Source organism: Nocardia sp. NPDC058640 (assembly GCF_042716995.1).
Classification (GTDB): Bacteria; Actinomycetota; Actinomycetes; order Mycobacteriales; family Mycobacteriaceae; genus Nocardia.
Genome location: NZ_JBHXRG010000028.1, coordinates 1 through 23,607 on the forward strand (window position 1 = coordinate 1; position 23,607 = coordinate 23,607).

The 23,607-nt window shown below is 67.3% G+C and carries 21 protein-coding genes; 13 read left to right on the forward strand and 8 right to left on the reverse strand.

What is annotated here, in order from left to right; genetic code table 11:
* Positions 1 to 253 precede the first annotated feature (253 nt).
* The 3 genes from ACFWU5_RS23475 to ACFWU5_RS23485 all read left to right on the forward strand — a co-directional run bounded on the left by ACFWU5_RS23475 (position 254) and on the right by ACFWU5_RS23485 (position 2,217).
* Positions 254 to 535, forward strand: coding sequence for a phosphoribosyl-ATP diphosphatase (locus ACFWU5_RS23475; RefSeq protein WP_379241999.1), 282 nt, complete (start codon positions 254 to 256; stop codon positions 533 to 535).
* Between the two features lie 57 nt (positions 536 to 592).
* Positions 593 to 1,444 carry an ATP phosphoribosyltransferase gene (hisG, locus tag ACFWU5_RS23480; RefSeq protein WP_379241998.1) on the forward strand — a complete coding sequence of 284 codons (852 nt, stop codon included), beginning with the start codon at positions 593 to 595 and terminating at the stop codon, positions 1,442 to 1,444.
* Positions 1,445 to 1,563: 119 nt separating this feature from the next.
* A complete protein-coding gene (locus tag ACFWU5_RS23485; RefSeq protein ID WP_379268850.1) occupies positions 1,564 to 2,217 on the forward strand; it encodes a hypothetical protein in 654 nt (217 codons plus the stop codon).
* A gap of 2 nt (positions 2,218 to 2,219) precedes the next feature.
* Here ACFWU5_RS23485 and ACFWU5_RS23490 read toward each other — a convergent pair whose 3' ends face one another.
* Positions 2,220 to 3,161: an alpha/beta fold hydrolase gene (locus tag ACFWU5_RS23490; protein ID WP_379268852.1), complete on the reverse strand. Its 942-nt coding sequence runs from the start codon at positions 3,159 to 3,161 to the stop codon at positions 2,220 to 2,222.
* 156 nt (positions 3,162 to 3,317) lie between these two features.
* Between ACFWU5_RS23490 and ACFWU5_RS23495 the strand changes: the two genes are divergently transcribed.
* Positions 3,318 to 3,452, forward strand: coding sequence for a hypothetical protein (locus ACFWU5_RS23495; protein ID WP_379243294.1), 135 nt, complete (start codon positions 3,318 to 3,320; stop codon positions 3,450 to 3,452).
* On the forward strand, positions 3,452 to 4,585 hold the full coding sequence (locus ACFWU5_RS23500; RefSeq protein WP_379268854.1) for a YeiH family protein: 1,134 nt from the start codon (positions 3,452 to 3,454) through the stop codon (positions 4,583 to 4,585). Before ACFWU5_RS23495 ends, ACFWU5_RS23500 begins: the two co-directional genes overlap by 1 nt.
* 98 nt (positions 4,586 to 4,683) lie before the next feature.
* Here the strand turns inward: ACFWU5_RS23500 and ACFWU5_RS23505 are convergent, their stop codons facing one another.
* Complete coding sequence (locus ACFWU5_RS23505; protein WP_379268856.1) at positions 4,684 to 5,688, reverse strand: helix-turn-helix domain-containing protein; 1,005 nt, start codon at positions 5,686 to 5,688, stop codon at positions 4,684 to 4,686.
* A gap of 93 nt (positions 5,689 to 5,781) precedes the next feature.
* On the opposite strand from ACFWU5_RS23505, the gene ACFWU5_RS23510 reads away from it, so the two are divergent.
* Positions 5,782 to 6,987: a cytochrome P450 gene (locus tag ACFWU5_RS23510; RefSeq protein WP_379268858.1), complete on the forward strand. Its 1,206-nt coding sequence runs from the start codon at positions 5,782 to 5,784 to the stop codon at positions 6,985 to 6,987.
* Between the two features lie 99 nt (positions 6,988 to 7,086).
* On the opposite strand, the gene ACFWU5_RS23515 is transcribed toward ACFWU5_RS23510, so the two are convergent.
* A complete protein-coding gene (locus ACFWU5_RS23515; protein ID WP_379268859.1) occupies positions 7,087 to 7,986 on the reverse strand; it encodes a RecB family exonuclease in 900 nt (299 codons plus the stop codon).
* 88 nt (positions 7,987 to 8,074) lie between these two features.
* On the opposite strand from ACFWU5_RS23515, the gene ACFWU5_RS23520 reads away from it, so the two are divergent.
* Both ACFWU5_RS23520 and ACFWU5_RS23525 read left to right on the forward strand, forming a co-directional pair.
* Positions 8,075 to 9,229, forward strand: coding sequence for a hypothetical protein (locus ACFWU5_RS23520; RefSeq protein ID WP_379268861.1), 1,155 nt, complete (start codon positions 8,075 to 8,077; stop codon positions 9,227 to 9,229).
* Between the two features lie 78 nt (positions 9,230 to 9,307).
* Entirely contained in the window at positions 9,308 to 10,141 is an 834-nt protein-coding gene (locus tag ACFWU5_RS23525; RefSeq protein WP_379243282.1) for a tRNA (adenine-N1)-methyltransferase, read from the forward strand.
* On the opposite strand, the gene ACFWU5_RS23530 is transcribed toward ACFWU5_RS23525, so the two are convergent.
* A complete protein-coding gene (locus ACFWU5_RS23530) occupies positions 10,104 to 11,426 on the reverse strand; it encodes an acyltransferase (protein ID WP_379268863.1) in 1,323 nt (440 codons plus the stop codon). The two genes, ACFWU5_RS23525 and ACFWU5_RS23530, sit on opposite strands and share 38 nt — an antisense overlap.
* Before the next feature lie 272 nt (positions 11,427 to 11,698).
* Between ACFWU5_RS23530 and ACFWU5_RS23535 the strand changes: the two genes are divergently transcribed.
* The 4 genes from ACFWU5_RS23535 to ACFWU5_RS23550 are packed head-to-tail and all read left to right on the forward strand — an operon-like array spanning position 11,699 to position 17,004.
* The gene (locus ACFWU5_RS23535; protein WP_379268865.1) at positions 11,699 to 12,961 is read left to right on the forward strand and encodes a glycosyltransferase; all 1,263 of its coding nucleotides are present in this window, start codon (positions 11,699 to 11,701) and stop codon (positions 12,959 to 12,961) included.
* On the forward strand, positions 12,958 to 14,544 hold the full coding sequence (locus ACFWU5_RS23540) for an ArnT family glycosyltransferase (RefSeq protein ID WP_379268867.1): 1,587 nt from the start codon (positions 12,958 to 12,960) through the stop codon (positions 14,542 to 14,544). The genes ACFWU5_RS23535 and ACFWU5_RS23540 overlap by 4 nt, the downstream gene beginning before the upstream one ends.
* On the forward strand, positions 14,534 to 16,594 hold the full coding sequence (locus ACFWU5_RS23545; RefSeq protein ID WP_379268869.1) for a galactose oxidase-like domain-containing protein: 2,061 nt from the start codon (positions 14,534 to 14,536) through the stop codon (positions 16,592 to 16,594). Before ACFWU5_RS23540 ends, ACFWU5_RS23545 begins: the two co-directional genes overlap by 11 nt.
* Positions 16,591 to 17,004 (forward strand): hypothetical protein, encoded by a 414-nt coding sequence (locus ACFWU5_RS23550; protein ID WP_379268871.1) that lies wholly within the window; start codon positions 16,591 to 16,593, stop codon positions 17,002 to 17,004. The genes ACFWU5_RS23545 and ACFWU5_RS23550 overlap by 4 nt, the downstream gene beginning before the upstream one ends.
* Before the next feature lie 83 nt (positions 17,005 to 17,087).
* Here the strand turns inward: ACFWU5_RS23550 and ACFWU5_RS23555 are convergent, their stop codons facing one another.
* Positions 17,088 to 17,621 carry a hypothetical protein gene (locus ACFWU5_RS23555; protein WP_379268873.1) on the reverse strand — a complete coding sequence of 178 codons (534 nt, stop codon included), beginning with the start codon at positions 17,619 to 17,621 and terminating at the stop codon, positions 17,088 to 17,090.
* 188 nt (positions 17,622 to 17,809) lie between these two features.
* Between ACFWU5_RS23555 and arc the strand changes: the two genes are divergently transcribed.
* Positions 17,810 to 19,570 (forward strand): proteasome ATPase, encoded by a 1,761-nt coding sequence (gene arc, locus ACFWU5_RS23560; protein ID WP_379243268.1) that lies wholly within the window; start codon positions 17,810 to 17,812, stop codon positions 19,568 to 19,570.
* 310 nt (positions 19,571 to 19,880) lie between these two features.
* Here arc and ACFWU5_RS23565 read toward each other — a convergent pair whose 3' ends face one another.
* The 3 genes from ACFWU5_RS23565 to ACFWU5_RS23575 form a co-directional block, all read right to left on the reverse strand.
* Positions 19,881 to 20,693 carry a peptidylprolyl isomerase gene (locus ACFWU5_RS23565; protein ID WP_379268875.1) on the reverse strand — a complete coding sequence of 271 codons (813 nt, stop codon included), beginning with the start codon at positions 20,691 to 20,693 and terminating at the stop codon, positions 19,881 to 19,883.
* Positions 20,694 to 20,826: 133 nt separating this feature from the next.
* Entirely contained in the window at positions 20,827 to 21,582 is a 756-nt protein-coding gene (locus tag ACFWU5_RS23570; protein ID WP_379268877.1) for a methyltransferase, read from the reverse strand.
* Between the two features lie 551 nt (positions 21,583 to 22,133).
* Positions 22,134 to 23,528, reverse strand: a complete 1,395-nt coding sequence (locus ACFWU5_RS23575) for a PLP-dependent aminotransferase family protein (protein ID WP_379268878.1) — start codon at positions 23,526 to 23,528, stop codon at positions 22,134 to 22,136.
* Between the last annotated feature and the right edge of the window lie 79 nt (positions 23,529 to 23,607).

Below are 23,607 nucleotides of genomic sequence, written 5' to 3' on the forward strand. Positions count from 1 at the left end.
GTTTTCTTTTTTTCTTTACTGTCCCCTAATTGTGGGGGGGGGGGGGTGGGGTGGGTTGGGGTCAAATGGGCCGGTTCAGGTGTGTGGTGTGTGGGGCTGGGTGTGCTGGTAGGGCCGGTTCAGGTGTGTGGTGTGCAGGGCGGGGAGGGCGGGTGATGCGGATTCCGGTGGGTCGGGTGTGCGGGGTTGGGAGGGTGGGTAGGCGGATTCAGGTGGGTGTGGTGTGCGGGGTCGGAATTGTGGTGGCGGCGGTGTGAAAGAATCTGTTCTCGTGAAGAACTTCGAATCCCTGTTCGCCGAGCTGACCGAGCGTGCCCAGACCCGCCCTGAGGGCTCTGGCACCGTGGCCGCGCTGGACGCAGGCGTTCATTTCCAGGGCAAGAAGGTCCTGGAAGAAGCCGGGGAGATCTGGCTGGCCGCCGAGCACGAAAGCGACGACGCGCTCGCCGAGGAGATCTCGCAGCTGCTGTACTGGGTCCAGGTGATGATGCTGGGCCGCGGGTTGAAGCTCGAGGACGTGTACCGACATCTGTGACGGCCCCACCGTCGCGATCGACACGTTGCTCACTTCCCCCGAAAGGTCCCCATTCTCATGTTGCGCGTCGCAGTTCCCAACAAGGGTTCGCTGTCCGAAGCCGCCGTCTCCTTCCTGAGCGAAGCCGGCTACCGCAAACGCACCGACTCCCGCGAGCTCACCGTCCTCGACCTGTCCAACCAGGTCGAGTTCTTCTTCCTTCGCCCCAAGGACATCGCCATCTACGTCGGCTCCGGTGAGCTCGACCTCGGCATCACCGGCCGCGACCTGGCTCTGGACTCCGGCTCCCCGGTCAGCGAACGCCTGTCGCTTGGCTTCGGCCGCTCGAGCTTCCGCTACGCCGCCCCCGCGGGCGAGGACTGGAAAGTCGAAGACCTCGCGGGCAAGCGCATCGCCACCTCCTACCCGAACCTGGTCCGTGCCGACCTGGCCCGCTTCGGCATCGAAGCCGACGTGATCCGCCTCGACGGCGCGGTGGAGATCTCGATCCAGCTCGGCGTCGCCGACGCCATCGCCGACGTGGTCGGCTCCGGCCGCACCCTGCGCCAGCACAACCTGGTCGCCTTCGGTGAGTCCCTGTGCGACTCCGAGGGCGTGCTCATCGAGCGCACCGGCTCGGACCCCGACGACCGCGCCCGCAACCAGATCATCAACCGCATCCAGGGCGTGGTCTTCGCCCAGCAATACCTGATGCTGGACTACGACTGCCCCAAGTCCCTGTTCGACGCCGCCATCGCCATCACCCCCGGCCTCGAATCCCCGACCGTCTCCCCCCTGACCGACCCCGACTGGGTAGCAGTCCGCGCCCTGGTCCCCCGCAAACAGGGCAACGAACTCATGGACCGCCTCGCCGACCTGGGCGCCAAGGCCATCCTGGCCACCGACATCCGCTCCTGCCGAGCATTCTGAGCCGTTCACCCGGTCGAGCGCGGACGGCACGATGCTGTCGGCGCTCGCCGGTAGGGTGAACGACGAACGGACCCACGCCGGGGGAGTCGGTGCGGGCCGTTGATGAAGGGGGTTGTTCCATGTCTCAGTGGTTCAGATGGACCACAGCCATAGCGCTGATAGTGATCCCGATCGTCGACTGGATCGCGCGAACGACTTCGTCCGCCGGGTGGATCTTCGTCTTCTTCGTCTTCTTCGGGGCGCCGGTGTGGCTGGCCTGCCTGGGCACTGGGTGGTGGATTGCCAAGGGTCTGGTGGCCAACGACCGGTTCGGGTCCGCCTCACCCGTGCGCCGGCGAATCATCGTGTGCGCGCTCTGGACCCACCTGGTGACCCTGACACTGTTCTGCTGGTTCGTCCCCGACGGCGGCGACAACGCCGCCTGGCAATCCCCGGTATCGGTCATGCTCGGCATCGCAGGCGAGGGCAGCGGGACGCCGGGATGGCTCCGGCAGATGGGCAACATCGGTCTGATGTCGATGCCCGTCGCCGCGCTGTGCATGCTCGGTGCCTGGGCCGCGTATACCGGCATCCCCAGACCGCGCACCGTGCCACCAACGCCGACAGGCACCCCACCGCGAGTAGGCTGGACCGCAGATTTGTCCGGACAATCAATGATCGGGGCGAACATGTCGAACAAGAACGAACACGAAGAGAAGATCGAGAAGGAACAGGTCGACCGTGAGGAAGAGCGCCGTCGCCTGGAAGAAGAAGAGGAACGCCGCCTGCAGTAGCTCTAGCCGTGGGTTCGTGCGACGAATGGTGCGACCAAGGCGATGACCGCGTCGGGATTCTCTACCAACGGACTGTGCCCGGAACCGGCGATGATGTGCGGTACCAGGCCGGCCTCGGTGAACTTCTCGACATTCGCCGAGGTCGGGGCCAGCACGTCACGCTCGCCCCAGATCACCAAGACTGGCTTGTTCAGTGCGGCTAGCCGATCAGCTACTGCGCGTTGACCATTCAGTTCGACGGCGGCCGTTGAGCGGCACACACCGCGATGGGTGGATCGCTCGAGGGACCGGTGTGCGAGGGACGGGACAGGAAAGTCTTCCGCGAATCCGGATTGTAAAGAGCGCCCGGCGAGCGCGTCGATGCTGCGGAAACGGTCGGTGAGTGCGCCGAGCAACGGCCAGCAACTCAGCGTCTTCATCACCGGCATATCCCGAAGCCCAGGGCCGCCCTGAGTGTCGATCACCGCGACCCGGTCTACCCGGCCAGGTTCCTGCTCGGCCACCAACGTGGCTATGTGCCCGCCCATCGAGTGCGCGACCAGGGTTGCCCTGCGGATGCCAAGCGCATCCAGCGCCCTCCTGACCGCTGTTGCCTGACCTGCAGCGTTGTAGTCGTTGTCATCACTGGTCGCTTCGGAACCGCCGTGACCGACCAGATCGATCGTCACCACCCTCGTGTCGGATGTGGCCAACTCGGGCGCGACTCGGTCCCACCATTCGATCGACGCCAGATATCCGTGCAGCAGAACGACTGCCCGTTCCTCAGTGGGCGGACCGTACTCACGCACATTGATGTCGGGACCGGGTAGGTGTAGGACGTGTCCGCCGCCGAACGGCGCGGCCGCGTGGGTGTCGTGATCGACAAGGTAGGCGTTGACTATCAGCGTCCCGAACACTGCGATCAACACCAGTGCGGCTACGCGCACCTTCCCGGAAACGTGCACGTGAACCCACCCCAGAACTCGACCGACCCTGCAACATTGTGCAGCCTATCGTGCGGATGACGGCGAGATTCGTTCAGGCTGAGCGCAATCGGTGTTTTCGCGCTTTTCCGTTGTTACCTTGCGGTTCTCGCTCGATGAGGAACACAAGGAGTCACTGTGTCGCAGACACCGCCCGAGCCGCGGCCGGGTAGCGCGTTGAAGTGGAATGAAGACTGGTTGGCTACGGTCGTCGGTCTCGTTCTGATCGGTCTGGTGTTGGTCGGGGCCGTGCCCGGTTGGCTGGTGCCGTGATGAGCGAGTCGACGACGACAACTACGACGGAAACCGCGGCGCTGCAAGCTAATCCGCGGCCCACGGTCGGCGATATCGTGGCCGGCATCGCGCTGGTGCTCGCACTGGGGGCGTTGACGCGGTACTTCGAGACCCATGTTCCGCAGTGGGCGGCGGATACGCCGTTGAAGCGGGTCGCGAAGTCGGTGGAATATCCGGTGTACGCGATCGCGATCGGGTTGATCGGCAATGTGGTGTTGGGCAGAATCGGTCTGCGCGACCGACTTTCGGCGGGGTTCCGGACCGAGTTCTTCATCAAGACCGGGGTGGTGCTGCTGGGCGCATCGGTGAACCTGAAGATTCTGGTCAGTGCGGCGGTGCCCGCGCTGGTTCAGGCGCTGGTGTTGATCACCACGGTGTTCGGGTTCACCTGGTGGTTCGGCGGCAAGCTCGGCCTCGACGACAAACTGCGGGCGCTGCTGTCCAGCGCGGTGTCGATCTGCGGGGTCAGCGCGGCGATCGCGGCGGCGGGCGCGGTGCAGGCGCGACGGGAACAGATCGCCTACGCGGCCTCGCTGGTGATCATTTTCGCGCTGCCCTCGATTTTCCTTTTGCCTTGGCTGGCAGACGTTTTCGGGCTGTCCGACGCGGTGGCCGGTGCGTGGATCGGCGGCAATATCGACACCACCGCCGCGGTGGCGGCCGCCGGAGCGCTGGCGGGCGAGGAATCGTTGCAGATCGCCACGATCGTGAAGACCACCCAGAACGCGCTGATCGGCGTGGTCGCGATCGCGCTCACCGCCTGGTTCGCGTTCCGGGTGGATCGCACGCCGGGTGCGGCGCGTCCCAGCATCGGCGAATTCTGGGCCAGGTTCCCGAAATTCGTGCTCGGGTTCATCGCGGCGTCGATCATCGGCACGCTGTACCTGCAGTCGGTGGACAAGAAGACCGGTGCCGCGCACATCGCCATCATCAACGACCTGCGCACCTGGTTCCTGATCCTGGCCTTCGTCGCCATCGGCCTGGAATTCTCGCTGCGCGGATTGCGGGAAGCGGGGTGGCGGCCGATCGCGGTGTTCGGATCGGCGGTGGTGGTCAACCTGCTTGTCGGCTTGGGGCTTTCGGTGCTGCTGTTCCGTGACTTCGCCGTGTGAATCGGCGAGATGCCCGGCGTAATCGCACACAACGACGCGTTGTAGTCAGTTTTCTGACTGTTTCGGTGCGTTGTGTGTGATTACGCCGGTCTCGCCGGTCAGGAGGGTGGCGTGCTGAGTCGGGTTGCCGCAGCGAGCAGTTCGGTGCGGTAGTGGTCGCGGCCGGAAAGGGAGACCGCCGGGTGCAGGGGACCGATCTGGAGTTCCCAGCGGGGGATGCGGTCGGCGTCGAACACCGGGGCGGCCAGGTACGCGATCGGTAGGGGCTGGTCTTCGGCCAGGTCGGCGGTGGTGTGAGGGTAGCCGCTGAGACCGGCGAGCAGGCCGAGGACTCGGCGGCGCAGGGGACCGGTGGCGGGGGAGTGCGCCAGGTGGCCCGCTACTTCGGCGAGGATGTCGAGGGTGCCCAGGTCGGTGGGGTCGATGCCCCAGACGGCCGCGCCGGTGGACTGGATTTCGGTGAGGGCCGTGGCGAGCTCGCGGCGTTGGGTGGGGTCGGCGGTGTCGAGCCAGGCGCGTTGCTGGTCGGGCGGGGAGAAGGCGACGACCGCGGCGGCTGCCGGGGCGCGCAGCGGGAGTCGGGTGCCGACCTCGATGCCGGTCGGGATTCGGCCGTGGCCGGCGCCGACGCCGGTGGATGCGCGGTCGAGGGCGGAAGCGCGGCCGTCGTTCATGGCTGACGAGATTCCGCCCGGGATGGCCCGGCCGTGGCCGGCGGACGAGCTGGCGTCGTGGGTGGTGGACGAGGGCCGATCGGGGGTGGCGATGGCGACGAAGGTCATCGCCGTCGGGGTGACCGCTGCCAGGGCCGCGCCGCAGCCGACTCGCTGGGCGAGTGCGCGCAGTTCGTCCTGGGCACCCGAGGGCAGCGCTGCAGGGTTGGTGGATCGGGCGTTGTGGTGTGGGAAGGCCGGGCCGAGGCGGTAGGTCAGGTCGTGGGAACGCTGAACCCAGTTGTGGGACTGCAGGGTTGTCAGAATCGCGCCGACCGTGGAGCGGCTCAGGTCCAGTGCGTCGGCGATGGCGGCGGCGTTCATCGGCGCCTTGGTGGCCAACAGTTCCACGATCGAGACGACCCGATCGGTGGGCGGGGAGGTGGTCATGGATTGCCTCTTGTTCTTCCCGGCGCACTCACCTACGGTCTGCGTGCCGAAAACTCGTATAGCTGACACGAATATTCGTGTCCGGAGGATCTTATGACGACGCCGACGATTCTGGACCAACTCGATGTCACCGATATCGACTTCGCCTTCCAGGACACCCCGGAGCTGCACCAGTTGCTCGCTGACCTGCGCGAACGCAAACCGTATGCGATCGTGCCCTTCGCCGGCGTGCGCGCGGTGCTGTTGTTGACCCACGATCTGGTGTCGGCCGCGTTCAAGGATGAACAGACCTTCCCGGCGCAGGCGGTGTACTCGATGACCACCGAGCCGGTGCTCGGCCGGACGTTGCAGTGCATGACCGGTGACGAGCATCGCGTGAACCGGGCGATCGTCTCGCCGCCGTTTCGGCGCAGCCTGGTCACCGGCTGGGTCGAACCGTTGCTCGAGCCGATCGCGCACGAGTTGATCGACAGGTTCGTCGACGCGGGCAGCGTCGACCTAATTGCCGAATTCACCACGCGCTACCCGGTTCTGGTGATCACCAGGTTGCTCGGGCTGCCCGTACAGGACGAATCCACGGTGCTGCGCTGGGCGCACGATCTGTTCTACTTCCCGCTGGATCCGCCTGCCGCCCAACGCGCTTCGCAGGAGTTCGCCGACTACGTGGTGCCGATCATCGCCGCTCGTCGCAGTGATCCCGGTGATGATCTGATTTCGAAGCTGGTCACCGAATCCGTGGACGGGACAACGCTTTCCGACGACCAGGTGCTGGCGTTTCTGCGTCTGCTGTTCCCGGCAGGCGCCGACACGACGATGCTGGCTCTGGGAAACACGTTGTCGGCGTTGCTGACTCACCCCGATCAGCTCGCGGCGGTCGCCGCTGACCCGGAGGAGCAAGCGCAGTGGGCGATCTGGGAGGGCCTGCGCTTCGAACCCCCGGTGGGCCTGCTCCCGCGCGCGTGCCCGACCGCCGTGCACTGGCAGGGCCTGCACATCCCCGCGCTGACCCCGGTCATCTTCGCCATCAACGCCGCCCACCGCGACCCCGCGAAATACCCTGAGCCACACCGGTTCGACATCACCCGCCGCGTCACCACGATGCTGTCGTTCGGTCAGGGCCCCCACAGCTGCCTGGGCAGTTGGCTGGCACTGGCCGAACTCCGCACCGGCCTGACAGCCCTGGTCCAGCGACTACCGGGACTCCGGTTGGCGGACAACGCGCACGACGACGCGGTGATCACCAGCCAGGTCGGTACGGCACTGCGCGGCCCGAACGCACTACGCGTCGAATGGACGTAAGACCCGAACACCCTGAGTCGGCGCGTTCCCTCGGCTGTGCGTCATTACCCAAGGGGGCTCCCTTCTCTGTCGGGTCCGGCCGACAGGTGAGTCCGGAGTTCACAGGTCTTCCGGGAGCCGGTCCGTCGGAAGATCAGCCGGAACCGCCGCCTGCACAGGCCATCCCGGATAAGGCGGGGGCGTGCCGCCGTACTCGGGGCACAGCGGTTTGAAGTCGCAGAACTTGCACATCGAATTGCGGGTGGGCGGGAAGTCCCCGGTGCTGCCGGCCTCGAGGATGGCCTGCCACAACGCGGTGAGAATGCGCTGGAAACGGTCGAGCTCATCGCGATCAGGCGTGTAGGTGAGCACGCTCTTGTCGGCGAGGTAGATCAGGCGCAATTGGGCGGGCACGATGTCGCGGGTGCGCAGGATCATCAGGGCATAGAACTTGAGCTGGAACAGCGCGCGCGCCTCGTGCATCGGGCCGGGGGAGCGCCCGGTCTTGTAGTCCACCACGCGCAGCATCCCGTTGGACGCCACGTCGATCCGGTCTACGAATCCGCGCAGCGGCACATCACCGTCCAGATCCACCTCGACCCGTTCCTCGAGCGAATGCGGTTCGAACCGTCGCGGGTCCTCGAGTTCGTAGTAGCTGGCCACCAGCTTGCGCACTTCCCCGAACAGCGCCTCGGGCCCACTCTCGGCCACCAGCTCGTCCACGCCATCCCGCTCGGCGCGCACCCGCTCCCACGCCGCCGGAACCAGTTCCGCCGCCCGCTCCGGCTGACGTTCGTCGGCGGGCAACCCGAATAAGTCCTCGAGCACCGCGTGCACCACAGTCCCGCGCACCGCAGCCCGTGACGGTGGTTCGGGCACCCGATCGATCGCGCGCAACCGATATTTCAACGGACACTGCTTGAAATCGCTTGCCCGCGAAGGGGACAACGCCGGACGCGACCGGCGAACCGGTGCGTCGACGGTGGCGTCGGCAGGGGGTGAAGACACGGGCACTGACATAGTTCGCAGATTAGACGCACCCACTGACAACCTTGCCCGATCCGGCCCTGGGGGCGAAGGTTCGCGCCAGGTCTGTCAGGATCGCGGGATGCAACTGGTATTGCGGGTGGGGGCGGTCATGGCCGCGGTGATCATGGTGAGCGCGTGCGAGGACCCGCAGCGACCGGTCCCGGCGCCGGTGAGCACCACCACGACCACGGCGACACCGACGACCACGGTGCGCAACGATGAACAGCGGTTGCACGCGGGCAAGCTCGCCGAAGGCGCGCGGATGGCCGAGGTGCTCACGCTGCCCACTGACATCGACCCCGCGTTCGTGCGGGCCGGGCAGACCGGCGTGCTCACCGAACCGATGCTCACGATCATGACCGACCACAACAACGCCCTGGGCGCCGCGGCGACCGAGCACGGGATGCTCACCGGTTTCGTCAGCCAACGCTCCAACGGTGCGAGCATGCGCGGTGACATCAGCTGGCTCACGCACGGCATCCTGCGTTTCCCCGACACCGACGCCGCGCAGGCGGCGGCCACGGCGCTGGCCACCACCGCCACGACCCAGAGCGGAATGCTGCAGTCCGGCGTCTGGACCGCCACCGGCCTGCCCGACGAACCCGACGCGCGCGTGCTGACCATGGACAACCGCGGCAAACTCGAAGGCATGGCGTTCACCCCGCACGCAGAGTTCGTGGTGTTCACCAAGATTCGTGCCGGCGGTGGTCTGCCCGAGATCGAGCGGACCGTGCGCGCCGCGCTGGCCCTGCAACGCCCCGCGCTGGATTCGTTCACCGCCACCCCCGTGGCCGACCTGCCCGATCTGCCCTACGACCCCACCGGCATCCACGCCCTTGCTGTCGGTGACGGCAGTGCCAGCAGCGGTTCGTTCGGACCGCACGGCGCGCTGCTGTTCGCCGACGATCAACAAGCCGCGGTGACGCTGTATCGAGAGGTGGGGGTGAGCGCTCTGGGCCGCAAGGACAGCGCGGTATATCGCACCTCCGACGCCGCGGGGGCGGCGAAATTGTCGGCCGCCACCGCCGCGCAGATCGGTGGGCAGACCGACTGGAAGCAAGCGCCCGCGCCGGCCTCGGTGCCCGGCTCGGCGTGCTGGACCGATGCCGATGCCAGCCGGTGGTCGTGCACGGTATCGAGCGGACCCTACTTCGCATTGGTGTGGGCGAAGTCCCAGGACGAGGCGCACACGCTGACCGGCCAGCAACACACAGCGCTGGCCGCCGCGAAATAGCTGACCCGTCGACCGCGCGGATCCCTGGGCCTGGCAGGCTGGAGTCTTCCTTCGGAGACTTCGATGAACAGGAGATTCATGACGGCCAGACGGACCGGTCCATTCGCGATCGGGGACCGCGTGCAGCTGACCGATGGCAAAGGTCGCCTCTTCACGGTGGTGCTCGAGGAGGGTAAGGAATTCCATACCCATCGCGGCGGCATCAAGCACGACGACCTCATCGGCAAGGACGAGGGCACCGTGGCGAAGTCGGTCAACGGGACCCCGTATCTGGCCCTGCGCCCGCTGCTCACCGACTATGTGCTGTCGATGCCGCGCGGCGCCGCTGTCATCTACCCCAAAGACGCCGCCCAGATCGTGCACGAGGGCGACGTGTTCCCCGGTGCGCGCGTGCTGGAAGCCGGCGCCGGTTCGGGTGCGCTGACCTGCTCGCTGCTGCGCGCGGTCGGCCCCGAGGGCGAGGTGATCTCGTACGAGATCCGCGACGACCACGCCGAGCACGCGGTGCGCAATGTGGAGACGTTCTTCGGTGAACGTCCACCGAACTGGTCGATCACCATCGCCGACGTGGCGAACTACGACGGCGAACCGGTCGACCGGGTCGTGCTGGACATGCTCGCGCCGTGGGACGCGCTGCCCGCGGTGTCCAAGGCGCTGGTTCCCGGCGGTGTGCTGGTGGTGTACGTCGCCACGGTGACGCAGCTGTCGAAGGTGGTCGAGGCGCTGCGTGAGCAGGAATGCTGGACCGAACCGCGTTCGTGGGAGTCGATGGTGCGCGGCTGGCATGTGGTGGGTCTGGCGGTGCGTCCCGAGCATCGGATGCAGGGGCACACGGCGTTCCTGGTGAGCGCGCGTCGCCTGGCCGAGGGCACCGTCACCCCGAAACCGCAGCGGCGTCCGTCGAAGGGCTGACCTTCGCGACACGGGTGAGCAGGCGGGCGGTCAGCACTGCGGCCGCCGCGCCTGCGAACCACGTCCAGCCGTCGGGGGTGAGTCCCCAGCGAGTGGCCTGCAGGATCGCCAGGCCCGCTGCGATCACCGCGAGCACGGTCGCGGCGGACCGGGCACCGTGTACTGCGGCGACCGGGCCGTCCCACCAGGGCAGCGGGGTGTTTTCGAGGCCGCGCAGGGCGAGGAACAGGAAACCGGTCAGCACGGCGGTCGACACCAGCTGCACCACGGTGAGCAACCAGAAGCCGGGTTCGGTCGGTGCGGTGCGGTCGATGCCCGCCACATGGCTGAGCACCAGCACGGTCAGCAGGGCGGGCATGTGCCACAGGTACAGCGTCATCGCGCCGGTGTTGCCGATGACCGTGAGCCACCAGACCCGCGGCCGCTGCGCCACCGCACGCAACCACGGCGCGACGGCCACCGCCGCGCAGCACAGCACCACCGCGTGCCCCGCCAGCAACAGCGACGGCGGCGCCAGGTTCGACAATCGCTGACCCGGCACGGTGACCAGGCTCGCCTCGTACGGACCGACCACCACCAGCAGCACATCCACGACCAGCACCACGCACGCCAGCACCGCCGCCGACCTTCGCGCCAAGAGTCCACGCAGATAACCGATTCCGAGCACGGCCGGAATCAGCCAGACGATCACATTCGCATAGCCGAGCTCGCCCGGACCACCGGTGAGCCGCACCGCGTCCACGATCGCCGCGACCACCACGATCACTGCCACAGTGCCGAACATCCGTCGCGCACTGCTGACAAAGCCCGCGAGCAACGGCGTACACGCCAGCACCGCCAGGTACATCCCCAGAAACCACAGCAGCTGTACACCGGTCACCGCCAGCGGCCGATGCCACCCCGGCGCGAGCACGAGATCGGCCACCGCCAGCAGCACGGCCGAGGCGGCCACGAAATAGCCCAGCGGACGCACCAGCCGCTGCGCGCGCCGGAAAAGCCAAGCACCCCACGAGGTTCCGGGCTCGATGCCGCGCGCCCCCGCGGCCACACCGGCGAAGAAGAACAGCGGCAGAACCTGCAGCACCCACGTGAGCGGCTGCAAGATCGGCAGATCGGCGAGGATGTTGCCGAAATGCACCTGGCCGCCCGACACGTGCACGGTCAGCATCAGACAGTGGCCGACGACCACGACCACCAGCGACGCAATGCGCAGCAGATCCAGGAACCGGTCACGATCGGCCGGGGTGTTCGCGGCGACCACCGCGACACTGGGAAGCGAACTCATGGCATCGACTATCGCGCACTCGCCGCCGGCACCATAGCGCGGAACTACCCGGGCCGTGGGGGGAACTACTCGAGGCCGCGCCTGCAATCTTGCGTAGCGGGTCCGTGAACTGTTGGCACGCAAGGGAATTGCCTGCTGAATGCAGGTATTCCTTAACCTCGAGTTCACACGGGCGAACGTGCGGCATGACGTCGGGCACGTTACGGTGAGTGCGCGACGTCGGGGGCGACTGTCGCACCGCCACCCGGTTCGGGTAAGCCATTGGGGGCTCGATGCTTTCGCTTGTTCTTGTTGTGCTGTCGCTTGCCTTGTTCGCCAACTCCGTGGCCACGCTGACCTGGATGCTGCACGCTTGGCGCACTCCGGAAAACCTTGCCGCGACCCGCTTTCCGGATCCCGACGGTCCCGGCGAACTGAAGTTCTCGCTGCTGGTGCCTGCCAGGCACGAATCGGCGGTGCTGGGGCACACCCTGCGCGGGCTGCTGGAAACCAACCACACCAACATCGAGATCGTGGTCATCGTGGGGCACGACGACCCCGACACCGCCGCTGTCGCCGAAGCGGTCGCGGCTACCGCGCCCGACCGGTTGCGGGTGGTCGTGGACTATCACACGGTCAAGAACAAACCCAAGGCGCTCAACACGGGCCTCGCGGTGTGCACCGGCGACGTGGTCGGGGTGTTCGACGCCGAGGATCACGTGCACCCGGACCTGCTCGACCACGTGGACTTCGCGTTCCGCAGCGAAGACGCCGACGTGGTGCAGGGCGGGGTGCAGCTGGTGAACTTCCATTCCAGCTGGTACGCGCTGCGCAACTGTCTGGAGTACTTCTTCTGGTTCCGCAGCAGACTGCACCTGCACGCCGCGCAGGGGTTCATCCCGCTGGGCGGCAACACCGTGTTCGTGCGATTGCCGCTGCTGCGCGCGGTCGGCGGCTGGGACGAGAACTGCCTGGCCGAGGACTGCGAACTGGGCACCCGCCTGTCCAGTCGCGGGGCGCGCACGGTCGTGGCCTACAACTCCGCCCTGGTCACCAGGGAGGAAACCCCCGGTTCGCTGTACGCGCTGTTCAAACAGCGGTGCCGCTGGAACCAGGGCTTCATGCAGGTCTATCGCAAGCGGGAATGGCGCGCGCTGCCCACCTTCACCCGGCGCCTGCTCGCCCGGTACACCCTGGCAAGCCCGTTCCTGCAAGCCTTTTCGGGCATCGCGATGGTGATCGGCATCTTCGTGGGCCTGTTCGTGAAGGTGCCCGACGGCGTCGCGATGATCACCTTCCTTCCGCTGGTGCCCACCCTGGCCACCCTGGCGTTCGAAATCGTCGGATTGCAGGACTTCGGCAGGCAATTCGGTGTGAAGGTGCGGTTGCTCCACTACGTGAAGTTGGTCGTGGGCTCGGTGTTCTACAACCTGGTGCTCACCGCGGCGGCCGCCCGCGCGGTCTGGCGTGAGTACACCGGGCGCAACAACTGGGAACTGACCGCGCACGTGGGCGCGCATCTGACCGGCACACGCACAGCGGAGGTGGCGTCATGACCCTGACAGAACTGCGGCCGATTCCTGAAATTGTCGCTGCGCCAACGCCACCCGAGCCGACCACCCGACTGCGCGGAAAGGTCGACGGTGTCGTGCTGGCGGTGCTGTTGCCGCTGATCGCGATCGTGCAGGGCACCAACATCGGCAACTACCCGGCCTTCAGCGACGACGAGGGCACCTACCTCGCGCAGGCCTGGGCGGTGGGCACCGGGCACGGCCTGACCCACTACACCTATTGGTACGACCATCCGCCGATCGGCTGGATCCAGATCAGCCTGTTCTCGTGGCTGCCGGAATTGTTGTCGCCGTACGAAATGACCGCTGCCAACGGCAGATTCGTGATGCTGGGTGCGGTGCTGGTGTCGGCGACCCTGCTGTACGTGCTGGCGCGACGGTTGTCGATGCGGCCGTGGGCGGCGGGGCTGGCCGTGGTGTTGTTCGCGCTGTCGCCCCTGTCGGTGGAACTGCAACGGCAGATCTACCTCGACAGCATCGCGGTGCCGTGGATGCTGGGCGCGTTCGTGCTGGCGACCTCGCCGCGCCGCGGCCTCGGTGTGCACATGGCGGCCGGACTGTGCGCGGCGATGTCGGTGCTGTCGAAAGAGACCATGGTGCTGGTCATTCCGGCGCTGGTCTACACCCTGTGGACGTCGAGCCATCCGACCACCCGCAAGTTCACCGTCATCGGCGCGGGCGTGTCGTTCGTCCTCGCGATCGCGTTCTACCCGCTGTACGCCCTGTTGAAGAACGAACTGCTGCCCGGTAGCGGCCACGTGTCGATGCTGGACGGGGTGGCGTGGCAGCTGCACAGTCGCGCGGGGACCGGCGCGCTGTGGGCGTCGGACTCGTTGGCGCACATGCTGTTGACGAAATGGTTGACCGTGGATGCGGTGATTCTCGTCGGCGGTGCGGTCGCTGTTGTTGTCGCACTGGCGGTTCGGCGACTGCGTGGCATCGCACTGGCGGGGGTGTTGCTGATCGCGGTTGCCCTGCGCCCCGGCGGCTACCTGCCGACCATGTACGTGTTGCAGCTGCTGCCGTTCTTCGCCCTCGCACTGGCCGGGGTGATCGAAATCGGTGCGCGACAAGGCATTGCGGCACTGGAACGGGTCGACGTGGGGCAGCGGGTGGCAACCGCCGCGGTGCTCGCGGTCCTGGGACTGGTCGGGCTCTCGGTGGTCGCGCCGCGCTGGGTGGCGGGCAACGAGCAGGCGATGACCGAGGGCCGCGCCGACGCCTACGTCAGCGCCGTGCAGTGGATGGGCGCGAATCTGCGCGACAACGGGACCAAGAAGATCGTGGTCGAAGACGTGATCTGGCTGGACATGGTCGAGCTGGGCTTCTCGCCGGGGATGGGCGCCATCTGGTTCTACAAACTCGACGTCGACCCCGCGGTGCGCCTGGACAACGGCTGGCGCGACGTCGACTACGTCGTGTCCAGTCCGTTCGTGCGCGGCTCGGCCGCCGAACTGCCCACGCTGCGTGCGGTATTGGACAATTCGTACCCGCTTGCCGTGTTCGGCACGGGGGAGGGCCGCGTGGAAGTGCGCGCCGTGGACAAGGACGGTACCCATGCCGACTAACTCGATCCTGCGCCGTGTCGCACTGGTCGCCGTGCTCGCGGTGGTCGTCATCGCCCCACCGGTGGCGGCCCAGCCGACGAACGTGGTGAGCAACGCGGGTATGGAAACCCTTGGCGGCGACGGCTTTCCGCAATGCTGGGAGAAATCCGGTTGGGGCACCCACGATTTCACCTTCACCGTCACCCCGCAGGCCCACACGGGCACCTCGGCCATGCGGATCGAGATCGGCGCGCACACCTCCGGTGACCGCAAGGCGATGATGCTCGAAAGCCCTGCCTGCGCACCGACGGTCACCGTCGGACACCAGTACGACCTGTCCGTGTGGTACACCACCACGACGCCGAACACGGTGTTCACGGTGTTCCGGCACGACATCACCAACGGCTGGCAGTACTGGACCGACTTGGCGTCGCTACCCGTGACTGGCGCCTATACCGCCGCGCAGGTACGCACCCCCGTCGTCCCGCCCAACACCGACCAGATCTCCTGGGGGGTCACGATTTACGGCACAGGCGTGCTCACCACCGACGACTACGCCATGTCCGACGCCACGATCACCCCGGAACCGCCGACCTGCACCGGCACCCAGGTCCAGTGCGCCAAGGGCAGCTGGGAGGTGCTGGCCATGCCGTCGCCGGTGCGCGCGGTGCACGCCGCGGTGCTGCCGACCGGCAAGGTGCTGCTCATCGCCGGTTCGGGCAACGACCCCGACGCTTTCGCCGCGGGCACCTTCAAAACCGCCCAGTTCGACCCCGCGACCAACCAGTTCACCGAACTGGCAACCCCCTGGGATGTGTTCTGCGCCGGGCACGCCCAACTACCCGACGGCAAACTGCTGGTCATGGGCGGCACGCAGGCCTACACCGCACCCGAGCACGGGTACAAGGGGCTGCGCGACTCCTACATCTTCGACCCGGCCACCTCGTCGTACTCCCGCACCAACGACATGCTCGCCGGGCACTGGTACCCCTCGGCGACCACGATGGGCAACGGCGACATCCTGTCGCTGGGCGGGCTGGGTGAAGACTCCAGCGGCACCGTGGTCACCGAACGGTTCTCGGCCGCGCAGAACCGGTGGCTGGGATTCGGGGAAACGAAGCAGACCTGGGCCTGGTGGGGTCTGTACCCGGCGATGATCCTGCTGCAGGACGGCCGCCTGTTCTATTCCGGCGCACACGTTTTCGGCAGCGGCCTCGACGGCTCCGGCGCCTCGATCTACGACTACGACGCGGGCACCATCGTCGACGTTCCCGGCCTGCAGAACAAGGACGAACGCGACCAGTCCATGAGCGTGCTGCTGCCGCCCGCCCAGGACCAGCGCGTGCTCACCATGGGCGGCGGCAACACCTTCACCAACCCCGACGCCAACCGCCTGACCGACCTGATCGACCTCAAACAGGGCAACCCGACCTACCACGCGGGGCCGCCGATCCCCACCGGCACACTCACCGGCGGCGTCGCGCAAACCGCCGCCCAGGGCAAGATGTACCCCTCGGCGGTGATCCTGCCCGACGGCATGGTCCTGGAAACCGGTGGCGCCCTGCACAATCGGACCGACCCGGTCTTCGAGGCCTCGATGTTCGATCCCGCCACCAACACCTTCGCCGCGGGCATGGCCACCGATCCGGTGCCGCGCGGTTACCACTCCTCGGCGTTCATGCTGCCCGACGGACGTGTCATGGCGGTCGGCGAGAACCCGGCCGACGGATCCTTCGACCAGCGGGTGTCGATCTACTCACCGCCGTACCTGTTCAAGGGCGCGCGCCCGCAGATCACCGCCGTGGCCAGCCAGGCGTGGAGCTACGGCAGCGCGCAGCAGCTCACGGTGAACGGCCCGGTGGTGAAGGCGTCGCTGATCCGGCCCGCCGCGGTCACGCACTCCTCCGATCCCAACCAGCGGTACGTGGACCTGCCGCTCACGGTCGCGGGCGGCACCATCACCGCCAACGTCACCTCCAACCCCAATATCGCGCCGCCGGGCTGGTACATGCTCACGGTCGTGAACGCGGCCGGGGTGCCCTCGGTGGCCCAGTGGATCCACCTCGGATGAAAGGCCCGACAGTGCCGCGCAGATATCTCACCGGGACCGCCTCAGCCGTGATAGCCGCCGCGGTGGCGTTCGCGATGTTCGCCGATACCGACCAAACGGCCTCGGCCGCGCCCGCCTCGACACCCGCCCCGCACATCCTGCCGTTCGCCGACACGCCGAAAGGTCCCAAACACGGGCCTTCGGGAAACGGCAACATCAGCAAGAAGGTCGAGTCGAGCATCGACGGCTGCGATCACCGCTACGGGACCGCGGCCCAGTGCGTGCCGTGGACACTGCCCGCCGGCGTCAAGAACAAAGACCACTGCTCGTGGCTGGGCGAGCACGGACTGCGGGCATTGCGCGTGGTCGGCGACGACCGGCTGAAGCTGGACCGCAACCGCGACGGGATCGCCTGCGGCACCGGCGACTGAGATCTCACACGCGATCTTGATGGGCTAGCCGGCCCGCAGCGCGACTGGCAGATCCCGAAGGTCTATCCGGGTGCCGCGATCGGTCAGGCGGGCGTGCAGGGCGCTTGAGCGAAACCCAGCAGCAGGCAACCGCTGGTGTTGGACAGCTTCCAGGAGTCGCCGTCGCGCTGCCAGGTCATCGGGAACGAGGGCGCGGTGCCGTGCGGGGAGGTGATCGTCACGTCGGCGGTGGCGGTGTTGTTGTCGCTGGTAGTGACGTTGTCGACTGCGAAAGTCAGGGTGTAGCCGCCCAGTTTGCCGTTCATCTGGTCGATGCTGGCCTTGTGCTTGTCGCCGTCGACGAACAGCTTCGCCTTGTCGTCGGTGGACACCGACGGATCGGCGAACTGCACCAAAGTGGCCTTCAGGGAATCCGCGGTGGGGGGTGCGGCGTTGTCATCGGCAGGGGCCGAAGTTGGCGAAACACTGGACCCAGCGGCGGAAATGCTGGTACTGCTCGTGGTGGCGTTCGTCGAGGAATCGTCGGAGTCGCCGCAACCGGTCAGTCCGACGGTGACGGCGAGTGCCGCGGCGGCGGAGGCGACGGTGACACGGATCGTGCGGGGAGCAAGGAGCATGCGAGAGCAACCTTTCGACTCGTTGGGCGAGTGCCCCGTACGGGCTGTTAGGGGAGCCTAACAGGTGCGATTTTGTGGTTCTTGTCGTACCGACCGTACAAGATGTGATCACGACGAAACCATGTCGGAAAGCGAGAACGGACCGCGCCCGGTAGCGTTGATAGACCGGGACTGGGAGGAGCAGCATCATGAGCCCCAACGAGAATTCGGATTCGGCGGCCTGGCGAGAGCTCGAGGCGGTACGCGCCGAGTCGGCTGCACTCCGCAGGCAACTCGCCGACTCGCCGGATCGCGCACGCGAATTGGAAGCCAGGATCGATTCGCTGACCATCCGCAACGGCAAGTTGATGGACACGCTCAAAGAAGCGCGTCAGCAACTGATCGCCCTGCGTGAGGAAGTCGATCGCCTGGGCCAGCCGCCCAGTGGATACGGCATCATCATCAAGGTGTACGAAGACCAGACGGTCGACGTGTTCACCTCCGGCCGCAAGATGCGCCTGACCTGCTCGCCCAACATCGACGCCACCGAACTGGAGTACGGCCAGACCGTGCGCCTCAACGAAGCGCTCACCGTGGTCGAGGCCGGAAGTTTCGACGCCATCGGCGAAATCGGCACGCTGCGTGAGATTCTCGACGACGGCCGCCGCGCCCTGGTGGTCGGCCACGCCGACGAAGAGCGGGTGGTGTGGCTGTCGGGTCCGCTGTCGGAGATCGCCGAAGTCGACGACATGACCGACCCCGATCGGCCCATTCGCAAACTGCGGCCCGGTGATTCGCTGCTGGTGGACTCCAAGGCCGGCTTCGCGTTCGAGCGGGTGCCCAAGGCCGAGGTCGAAGACCTTGTGCTGGAAGAGGTTCCCGATGTCGACTACACCGACATCGGTGGCCTGGGTCGCCAGATCGAGCAGATCCGCGACGCGGTGGAACTGCCGTTCCTGCACAAGGATCTGTTCCGCGAGTACGCACTTCGCCCGCCCAAGGGTGTGCTGCTGTACGGCCCGCCCGGATGTGGCAAGACGCTGATCGCCAAGGCGGTGGCCAACTCCCTGGCGAAGAAGATCGCCGAGTCGCGCGGGCAGGATGCCAAGGAAGCCAAGTCGTTCTTCCTCAACATCAAGGGCCCCGAGCTGCTGAACAAGTTCGTCGGCGAGACCGAACGGCACATTCGGATCATCTTCCAGCGGGCACGCGAGAAGGCGTCCGAGGGCACCCCGGTGATCGTGTTCTTCGACGAGATGGACTCGATCTTCCGTACCCGCGGTTCGGGTGTGTCCTCCGATGTGGAGACCACCGTTGTGCCGCAGCTGCTTTCGGAGATCGACGGCGTGGAAGGGCTCGAGAACGTCATCGTGATCGGCGCGTCCAACCGCGAGGACATGATCGACCCCGCGATCCTGCGACCGGGTCGACTGGACGTGAAGATCAAGATCGAGCGTCCCGACGCGGAATCGGCGCAGGACATCTTCTCCAAGTACCTCACCGAGACGCTGCCGCTGCACGAGAGCGATCTGCGCGAGTTCGACGGCGACAAGCAGGCGTGCGTGGAGGCGATGATCGAGAAGGTCGTCGAGCGGATGTACGCCGAAAGCGACGACAACCGGTTCCTCGAGGTCACCTACGCCAACGGTGACAAGGAAGTCCTGTACTTCAAGGACTTCAACTCCGGCGCGATGATCCAGAACATCGTGGACCGGGCGAAGAAGTACGCGATCAAGTCGGTTCTCGACACGGGCAATCCGGGTCTGCGGATCCAGCACCTGTTCGACTCGATCGTGGACGAGTTCGCCGAGAACGAGGACCTGCCCAACACCACCAATCCCGATGACTGGGCACGCATTTCGGGCAAGAAGGGCGAGCGGATCGTCTACATCCGCACGCTGGTCACGGGCAAGAACGCCTCGGCCAGCCGGGCGATCGACACCGAGTCCAATACGGGTCAGTACCTGTAGTCCTGCACACCGAAGGTCGCGTTCTGAGCGAGAACGCGACCTTCGGGGTTTTGTTCAGATTTTTTTCACCCAAAACGCTCCGTGAGTACAAGTGAATGAGGCACGCTTCACTTGTTCGTTCTCACCTGATGAAGACTCGTTAACTAGGAGTGTTGCCATGTCCGGTTCGGCCGCCGAATTTCTCGCCGACGTGATCTTGCAGGTCATCCAGGGTCTGTTCAGCTCGATCAGCGCGGGCTGATCAGCTGAAACCCCCAGCTTTCGCCAAGGGCCGCGTCTCCAGTGTCGGAGATGCGGCCCTTGTCGTTGGTCAGCTCTGTGAGGTGGTCACCGCGTTGAAGACCACGTCGGCCACCGGCGCACCGTCGGCACCGCCGCCCGCCACGCCCGCGTTCGCGACAGTGGTGATCGCGTCCAGGCCCTGCGTGATCGTCCCGAACGGGGTGTAGTTCGGGGGCAGTTGGGTGTCGCGGTAGACCAGGAAGAACTGGCTGCCGTTGGTGCCGGGGCCCGCGTTGGCCATGGCCACGGTGCCGGCCGGGTAGACCGCGCCCGCCAGGTTCTCGTCGCCGAACTTGTACCCGGGGCCGCCCATTCCCGAGGCGGTGGGGTCGCCGCACTGCAGCACGAAGATGCCCTGGGTGGTCAGGCGGTGGCAGCGAGTGTGGTCGAAGTAGCCCTCGCCTGCCAGGAAGGCGAACGAGTTCACCGTGCGCGGCGCGGCGGCGGCGTCGAGTTCGACAGTGACTGTGCCGCAGGTGGTTTCGAGGGTGGCGGTATGGCTCGCGGCGGTGTCGATGGTCAGTGCCGGTTCGGTGGGCCACTGTTTGCCGTTGGGCACACCCGCCATCGCCGGGGTGCAGCCCGGAATGACCGCCTGGTGCTGCGGTGCGGTCTGCGCGGCGGGCGCGAGCGCCACCAGGGCGGCCGCGACGGCGCCGATGCCGAACAGCGCGCGAATATGGGATCGGTGCTGCGAAATGCTGGTCACCTTGGTGAGATCTCCTCGAAAACGGGTGGCACTGGACGGTGTACCGCGCATCCTGCCAGTCCGACCCGTCGCGTGGGTGTCGACCCGGGAGAACGGTGCGCCCGCAGCGCCTTCGGGCTCGGCGGTGCGCACGCTCGTCCGACTCCGTAGGCGCCATGATGACGCTCGAGGTGGTCGAGACACCGCCCGCGGCGGTCCGCTCGAGCGCGCCGATGCTGTGCCCGGCGTGATGTCGACCGGTGCGGCGCCGAGCACAGCGCCTCGGCTAACGCGCCCGCAATCGCCACAGGGTCGTGGTTTCCGCGGTGCGGGCGGCGGCTAGGGGGTCGTCGCGGTCGGTGGCGCGGGGGTGGCGGGGGCGGGTGGTGAGTTTGCCCAGCACGCGCAGGCCCGCGTCGTCGAGCAGGCGGGGGATGTGGTCGGCGGGGCGAAGGCCCAGTAGTTCGGCCAGGTCCGACAGCACCAGCCAGCCTTCGCCGTGCGGGGTGAGGTGCTCGCGCAGGTCGCGGGCGAACTCGGTCAGCATCGACTGATCCTGGTCGTAGACACCACGTTCCAGGTCCGAGGTGGGCACGCCGGGCAGCCACGGCGGGTTGCACACCACCAGATCGGCGCGGCCCAACGGATACAGCGCGGGCCCGGTGACCGCGATCTTGCGGCCGAAACCCAGGCGTTCGGCGTTGTCCTTGGCGCAGCGCAGCGCACGCGGATTGATGTCGGTGCCCACGATCTCCGGCACGCCACGCTTGGCGAGCAGGGCGGCCAACACTCCGGTGCCCGTGCCCAGATCGAAGGCGGTGCGGATCTCGGGGTCAAGGGGCGCGTCGGCGACCAGATCCACGTATTCGCTTCGGGTGGGCGAGAATACGCCGTACCCGGGGTACACGCGCGCACCCAACGCGGGCACCTCGACACCCTGCTGCTGCCACCGGTAGGCGCTGAGCACGCCCAACAGTTCGGTGAACGTGACCACGCGTTCGGCATTGGCCGGTCCATAAGCCGCCGTGCACGCTGCCGCCACGTCGGGCGCGCGGCGCAGGTCCAGCTCGTAGCCGGGACCGAGGCGAATCAGCAGACTGCCGAGAATGCTTGCGCGAGTACGCCTTTTGACGCGCTCGTACTCGTACAGCGCGCCCAGACCGCCCGAGGTCGGCTTCTTCGCCGGCTTACGGTCCGCGCGTCGGCCCAGCGCCTGCAGCAGCTGCCGTCCGTTGTTGTAGTCACCGCGCCACAGCAGCGCCTCGCCCGCCTTGATGCGGCGGTAGGCGTGATCAGCCGACAGTTCGTCGTCGGCGGTGGTGACGGTGTGCGGCGCGGGCGCGCCGTTCTCCGAATGCCAGACGGCGGTGTGCCGACTGTTGTCTTCGGTCCAAGCAATGGTGGACAGCGGTATCTCCCGGTGATAGGCAGTGGTCCATTCTGCCGTACGGGTGCGCGACGACGCAGGTCAGGGTCGGCGGAGGGGATGTCGACGGGGTCGGAGGTCGGCGACTCGGTGACGCCGGCTCGGATCGAGGGCGGCGGATGCGCTCTCTGGCGGCGGTCTGGCGCGGTCGGTGTGTCGCCTCGGGATCAGGGTCGGCGGATGCGCCGGTAGGTCGGCATGGCGGTGGCCGCGGTGGCAAGTTCGGTGGCCAGCCAGGCGATGTCGGTGTCGCCCAGCGCACCCAGGGTCAGGCGTAGGTGGTCGGTGGCGGGGCGGTCGCCTGCTTCGAAGGGGCCGCCGGGGGCGGCTTTGATGCCCGCGGCGGCGAGGCTGATCATGGCGGCGTTCTCGTCGGAGACCGGCAGCCACAGGTTGATGCCGTCGCCGACGGCCACGATGACGTCGTGGCGGGCCAGTGCGCGGCGCAGAACGGTGGCACGTCGGCGGTATTCCAGGCGCGCGCCGGCGACGGTGGCGCACGCGTCGTCGTCGTGCAGCATCGTCAACAGCACCCGCTGCAGCAGTCGGCTGGACCATCCCGGTCCGAGCATGCGGCGTTCGACCACGGGATCCAGCAGTGCCGCCGGACCACCCGCCACGGCCAGCCGCAGGTCGGCGCCGTGCGATTTGGAATAGGAGCGGATGTAGACGCCGCGTTCGGGGAAACGGGAGGCAAGCGATCGCAGCGGGGTGGTCGCGATGCCCGCGGAGTGGTCGTCCTCGATGACCAGCGTCGGGTGCGGGTGCAGCACCGCGGCCAGTTCACGGACCCTGGCCGCGCCCAGCGATGCGCCGGTGGGGTTGTTGGCGCGCGGCTGCAAGATCACCGCGCGCGGGGTGGGTCCGTCGAAGGCGCGCGCGAATTCCGCAGGGCGGAAACCGGATTCGTCCAACGGCACCGGGATCGGGCGGGCGCCCAGTCGAGCCAGCAGGTCGAGGAACGGTGGGAAGCACGGGTCCTCCACGATCACCGGGTCGCCGAAGCCCACGTGCGCGGCCAGCAGTCGATCCACCGCGTCCAGGGCACCGTCGAGCACGGTGAGCCGCTCGCAAACCCACGGCCAGTCCGCGCGCAGGGTCTGGGCCAGGTCGGGCAGCACCGCCTCGCCCAGATAGTGCGCGGAAAGATCGCCGGGCGCGGTGTCGCGAGACAGCGCGTGCAGGGCGGCGGCGAGGTCGGGCAGCAGAGCCGGATCGGGTGTGCCGCGCGACAGATCGACGCGAAAAGCGTTGTCGGAGTGCGAGTGCAGGCGCTGATACCGCCCGACCGGCGCCTGCGGCGTTTCCCCCACGAAGGTGCCCGCCCGCCCGCGCGCGGTGATCGCGCCGGTCGCGGCCAGCGCACGCCAGGCCTGGCTGACGGTGGCGGGCGACACCCGCAGTTCGCGCGCCATCTCGCGCACAGTCGGCAGACGGGTACCCGGAGCCAGCGCTCCGGAACGGATTCGGCGGCCGATCCCCGCGGCGATCCCCGCGGCGGTTCGTTCGTCGAGGTCCCCGGCGAAATCCGCGGGCAGTGCGGTCGGCGAGGCTTCGGTCATAGGCTCATTCTGCGGGGTTGTGCGCGGCCGATCCGGGGTGCACCGCCAAGGTTTACGGCACCGAAACTGTTTCCGCACT

Excerpts from the sequence above, each read along its gene's own strand:
- hisG (WP_379241998.1), top strand. The coding sequence starts at position 593 with ATGTTGCGCGTCGCAGTTCCCAACAAGGGTTCGCTGTCCGAAGCCGCC.
- ACFWU5_RS23485 (WP_379268850.1), top strand. The coding sequence starts at position 1,564 with ATGTCTCAGTGGTTCAGATGGACCACAGCCATAGCGCTGATAGTGATC.
- ACFWU5_RS23500 (WP_379268854.1), top strand. The coding sequence starts at position 3,452 with ATGAGCGAGTCGACGACGACAACTACGACGGAAACCGCGGCGCTGCAA.
- ACFWU5_RS23505 (WP_379268856.1), bottom strand. The coding sequence starts at position 5,688 with ATGACCACCTCCCCGCCCACCGATCGGGTCGTCTCGATCGTGGAACTG.
- ACFWU5_RS23510 (WP_379268858.1), top strand. The coding sequence starts at position 5,782 with ATGACGACGCCGACGATTCTGGACCAACTCGATGTCACCGATATCGAC.
- ACFWU5_RS23515 (WP_379268859.1), bottom strand. The coding sequence starts at position 7,986 with ATGTCAGTGCCCGTGTCTTCACCCCCTGCCGACGCCACCGTCGACGCA.
- ACFWU5_RS23520 (WP_379268861.1), top strand. The coding sequence starts at position 8,075 with ATGCAACTGGTATTGCGGGTGGGGGCGGTCATGGCCGCGGTGATCATG.
- ACFWU5_RS23525 (WP_379243282.1), top strand. The coding sequence starts at position 9,308 with ATGACGGCCAGACGGACCGGTCCATTCGCGATCGGGGACCGCGTGCAG.
- ACFWU5_RS23530 (WP_379268863.1), bottom strand. The coding sequence starts at position 11,426 with ATGAGTTCGCTTCCCAGTGTCGCGGTGGTCGCCGCGAACACCCCGGCC.
- ACFWU5_RS23535 (WP_379268865.1), top strand. The coding sequence starts at position 11,699 with ATGCTTTCGCTTGTTCTTGTTGTGCTGTCGCTTGCCTTGTTCGCCAAC.
- ACFWU5_RS23540 (WP_379268867.1), top strand. The coding sequence starts at position 12,958 with ATGACCCTGACAGAACTGCGGCCGATTCCTGAAATTGTCGCTGCGCCA.
- ACFWU5_RS23545 (WP_379268869.1), top strand. The coding sequence starts at position 14,534 with ATGCCGACTAACTCGATCCTGCGCCGTGTCGCACTGGTCGCCGTGCTC.
- ACFWU5_RS23550 (WP_379268871.1), top strand. The coding sequence starts at position 16,591 with ATGAAAGGCCCGACAGTGCCGCGCAGATATCTCACCGGGACCGCCTCA.
- ACFWU5_RS23555 (WP_379268873.1), bottom strand. The coding sequence starts at position 17,621 with ATGCTCCTTGCTCCCCGCACGATCCGTGTCACCGTCGCCTCCGCCGCC.
- arc (WP_379243268.1), top strand. The coding sequence starts at position 17,810 with ATGAGCCCCAACGAGAATTCGGATTCGGCGGCCTGGCGAGAGCTCGAG.
- ACFWU5_RS23575 (WP_379268878.1), bottom strand. The coding sequence starts at position 23,528 with ATGACCGAAGCCTCGCCGACCGCACTGCCCGCGGATTTCGCCGGGGAC.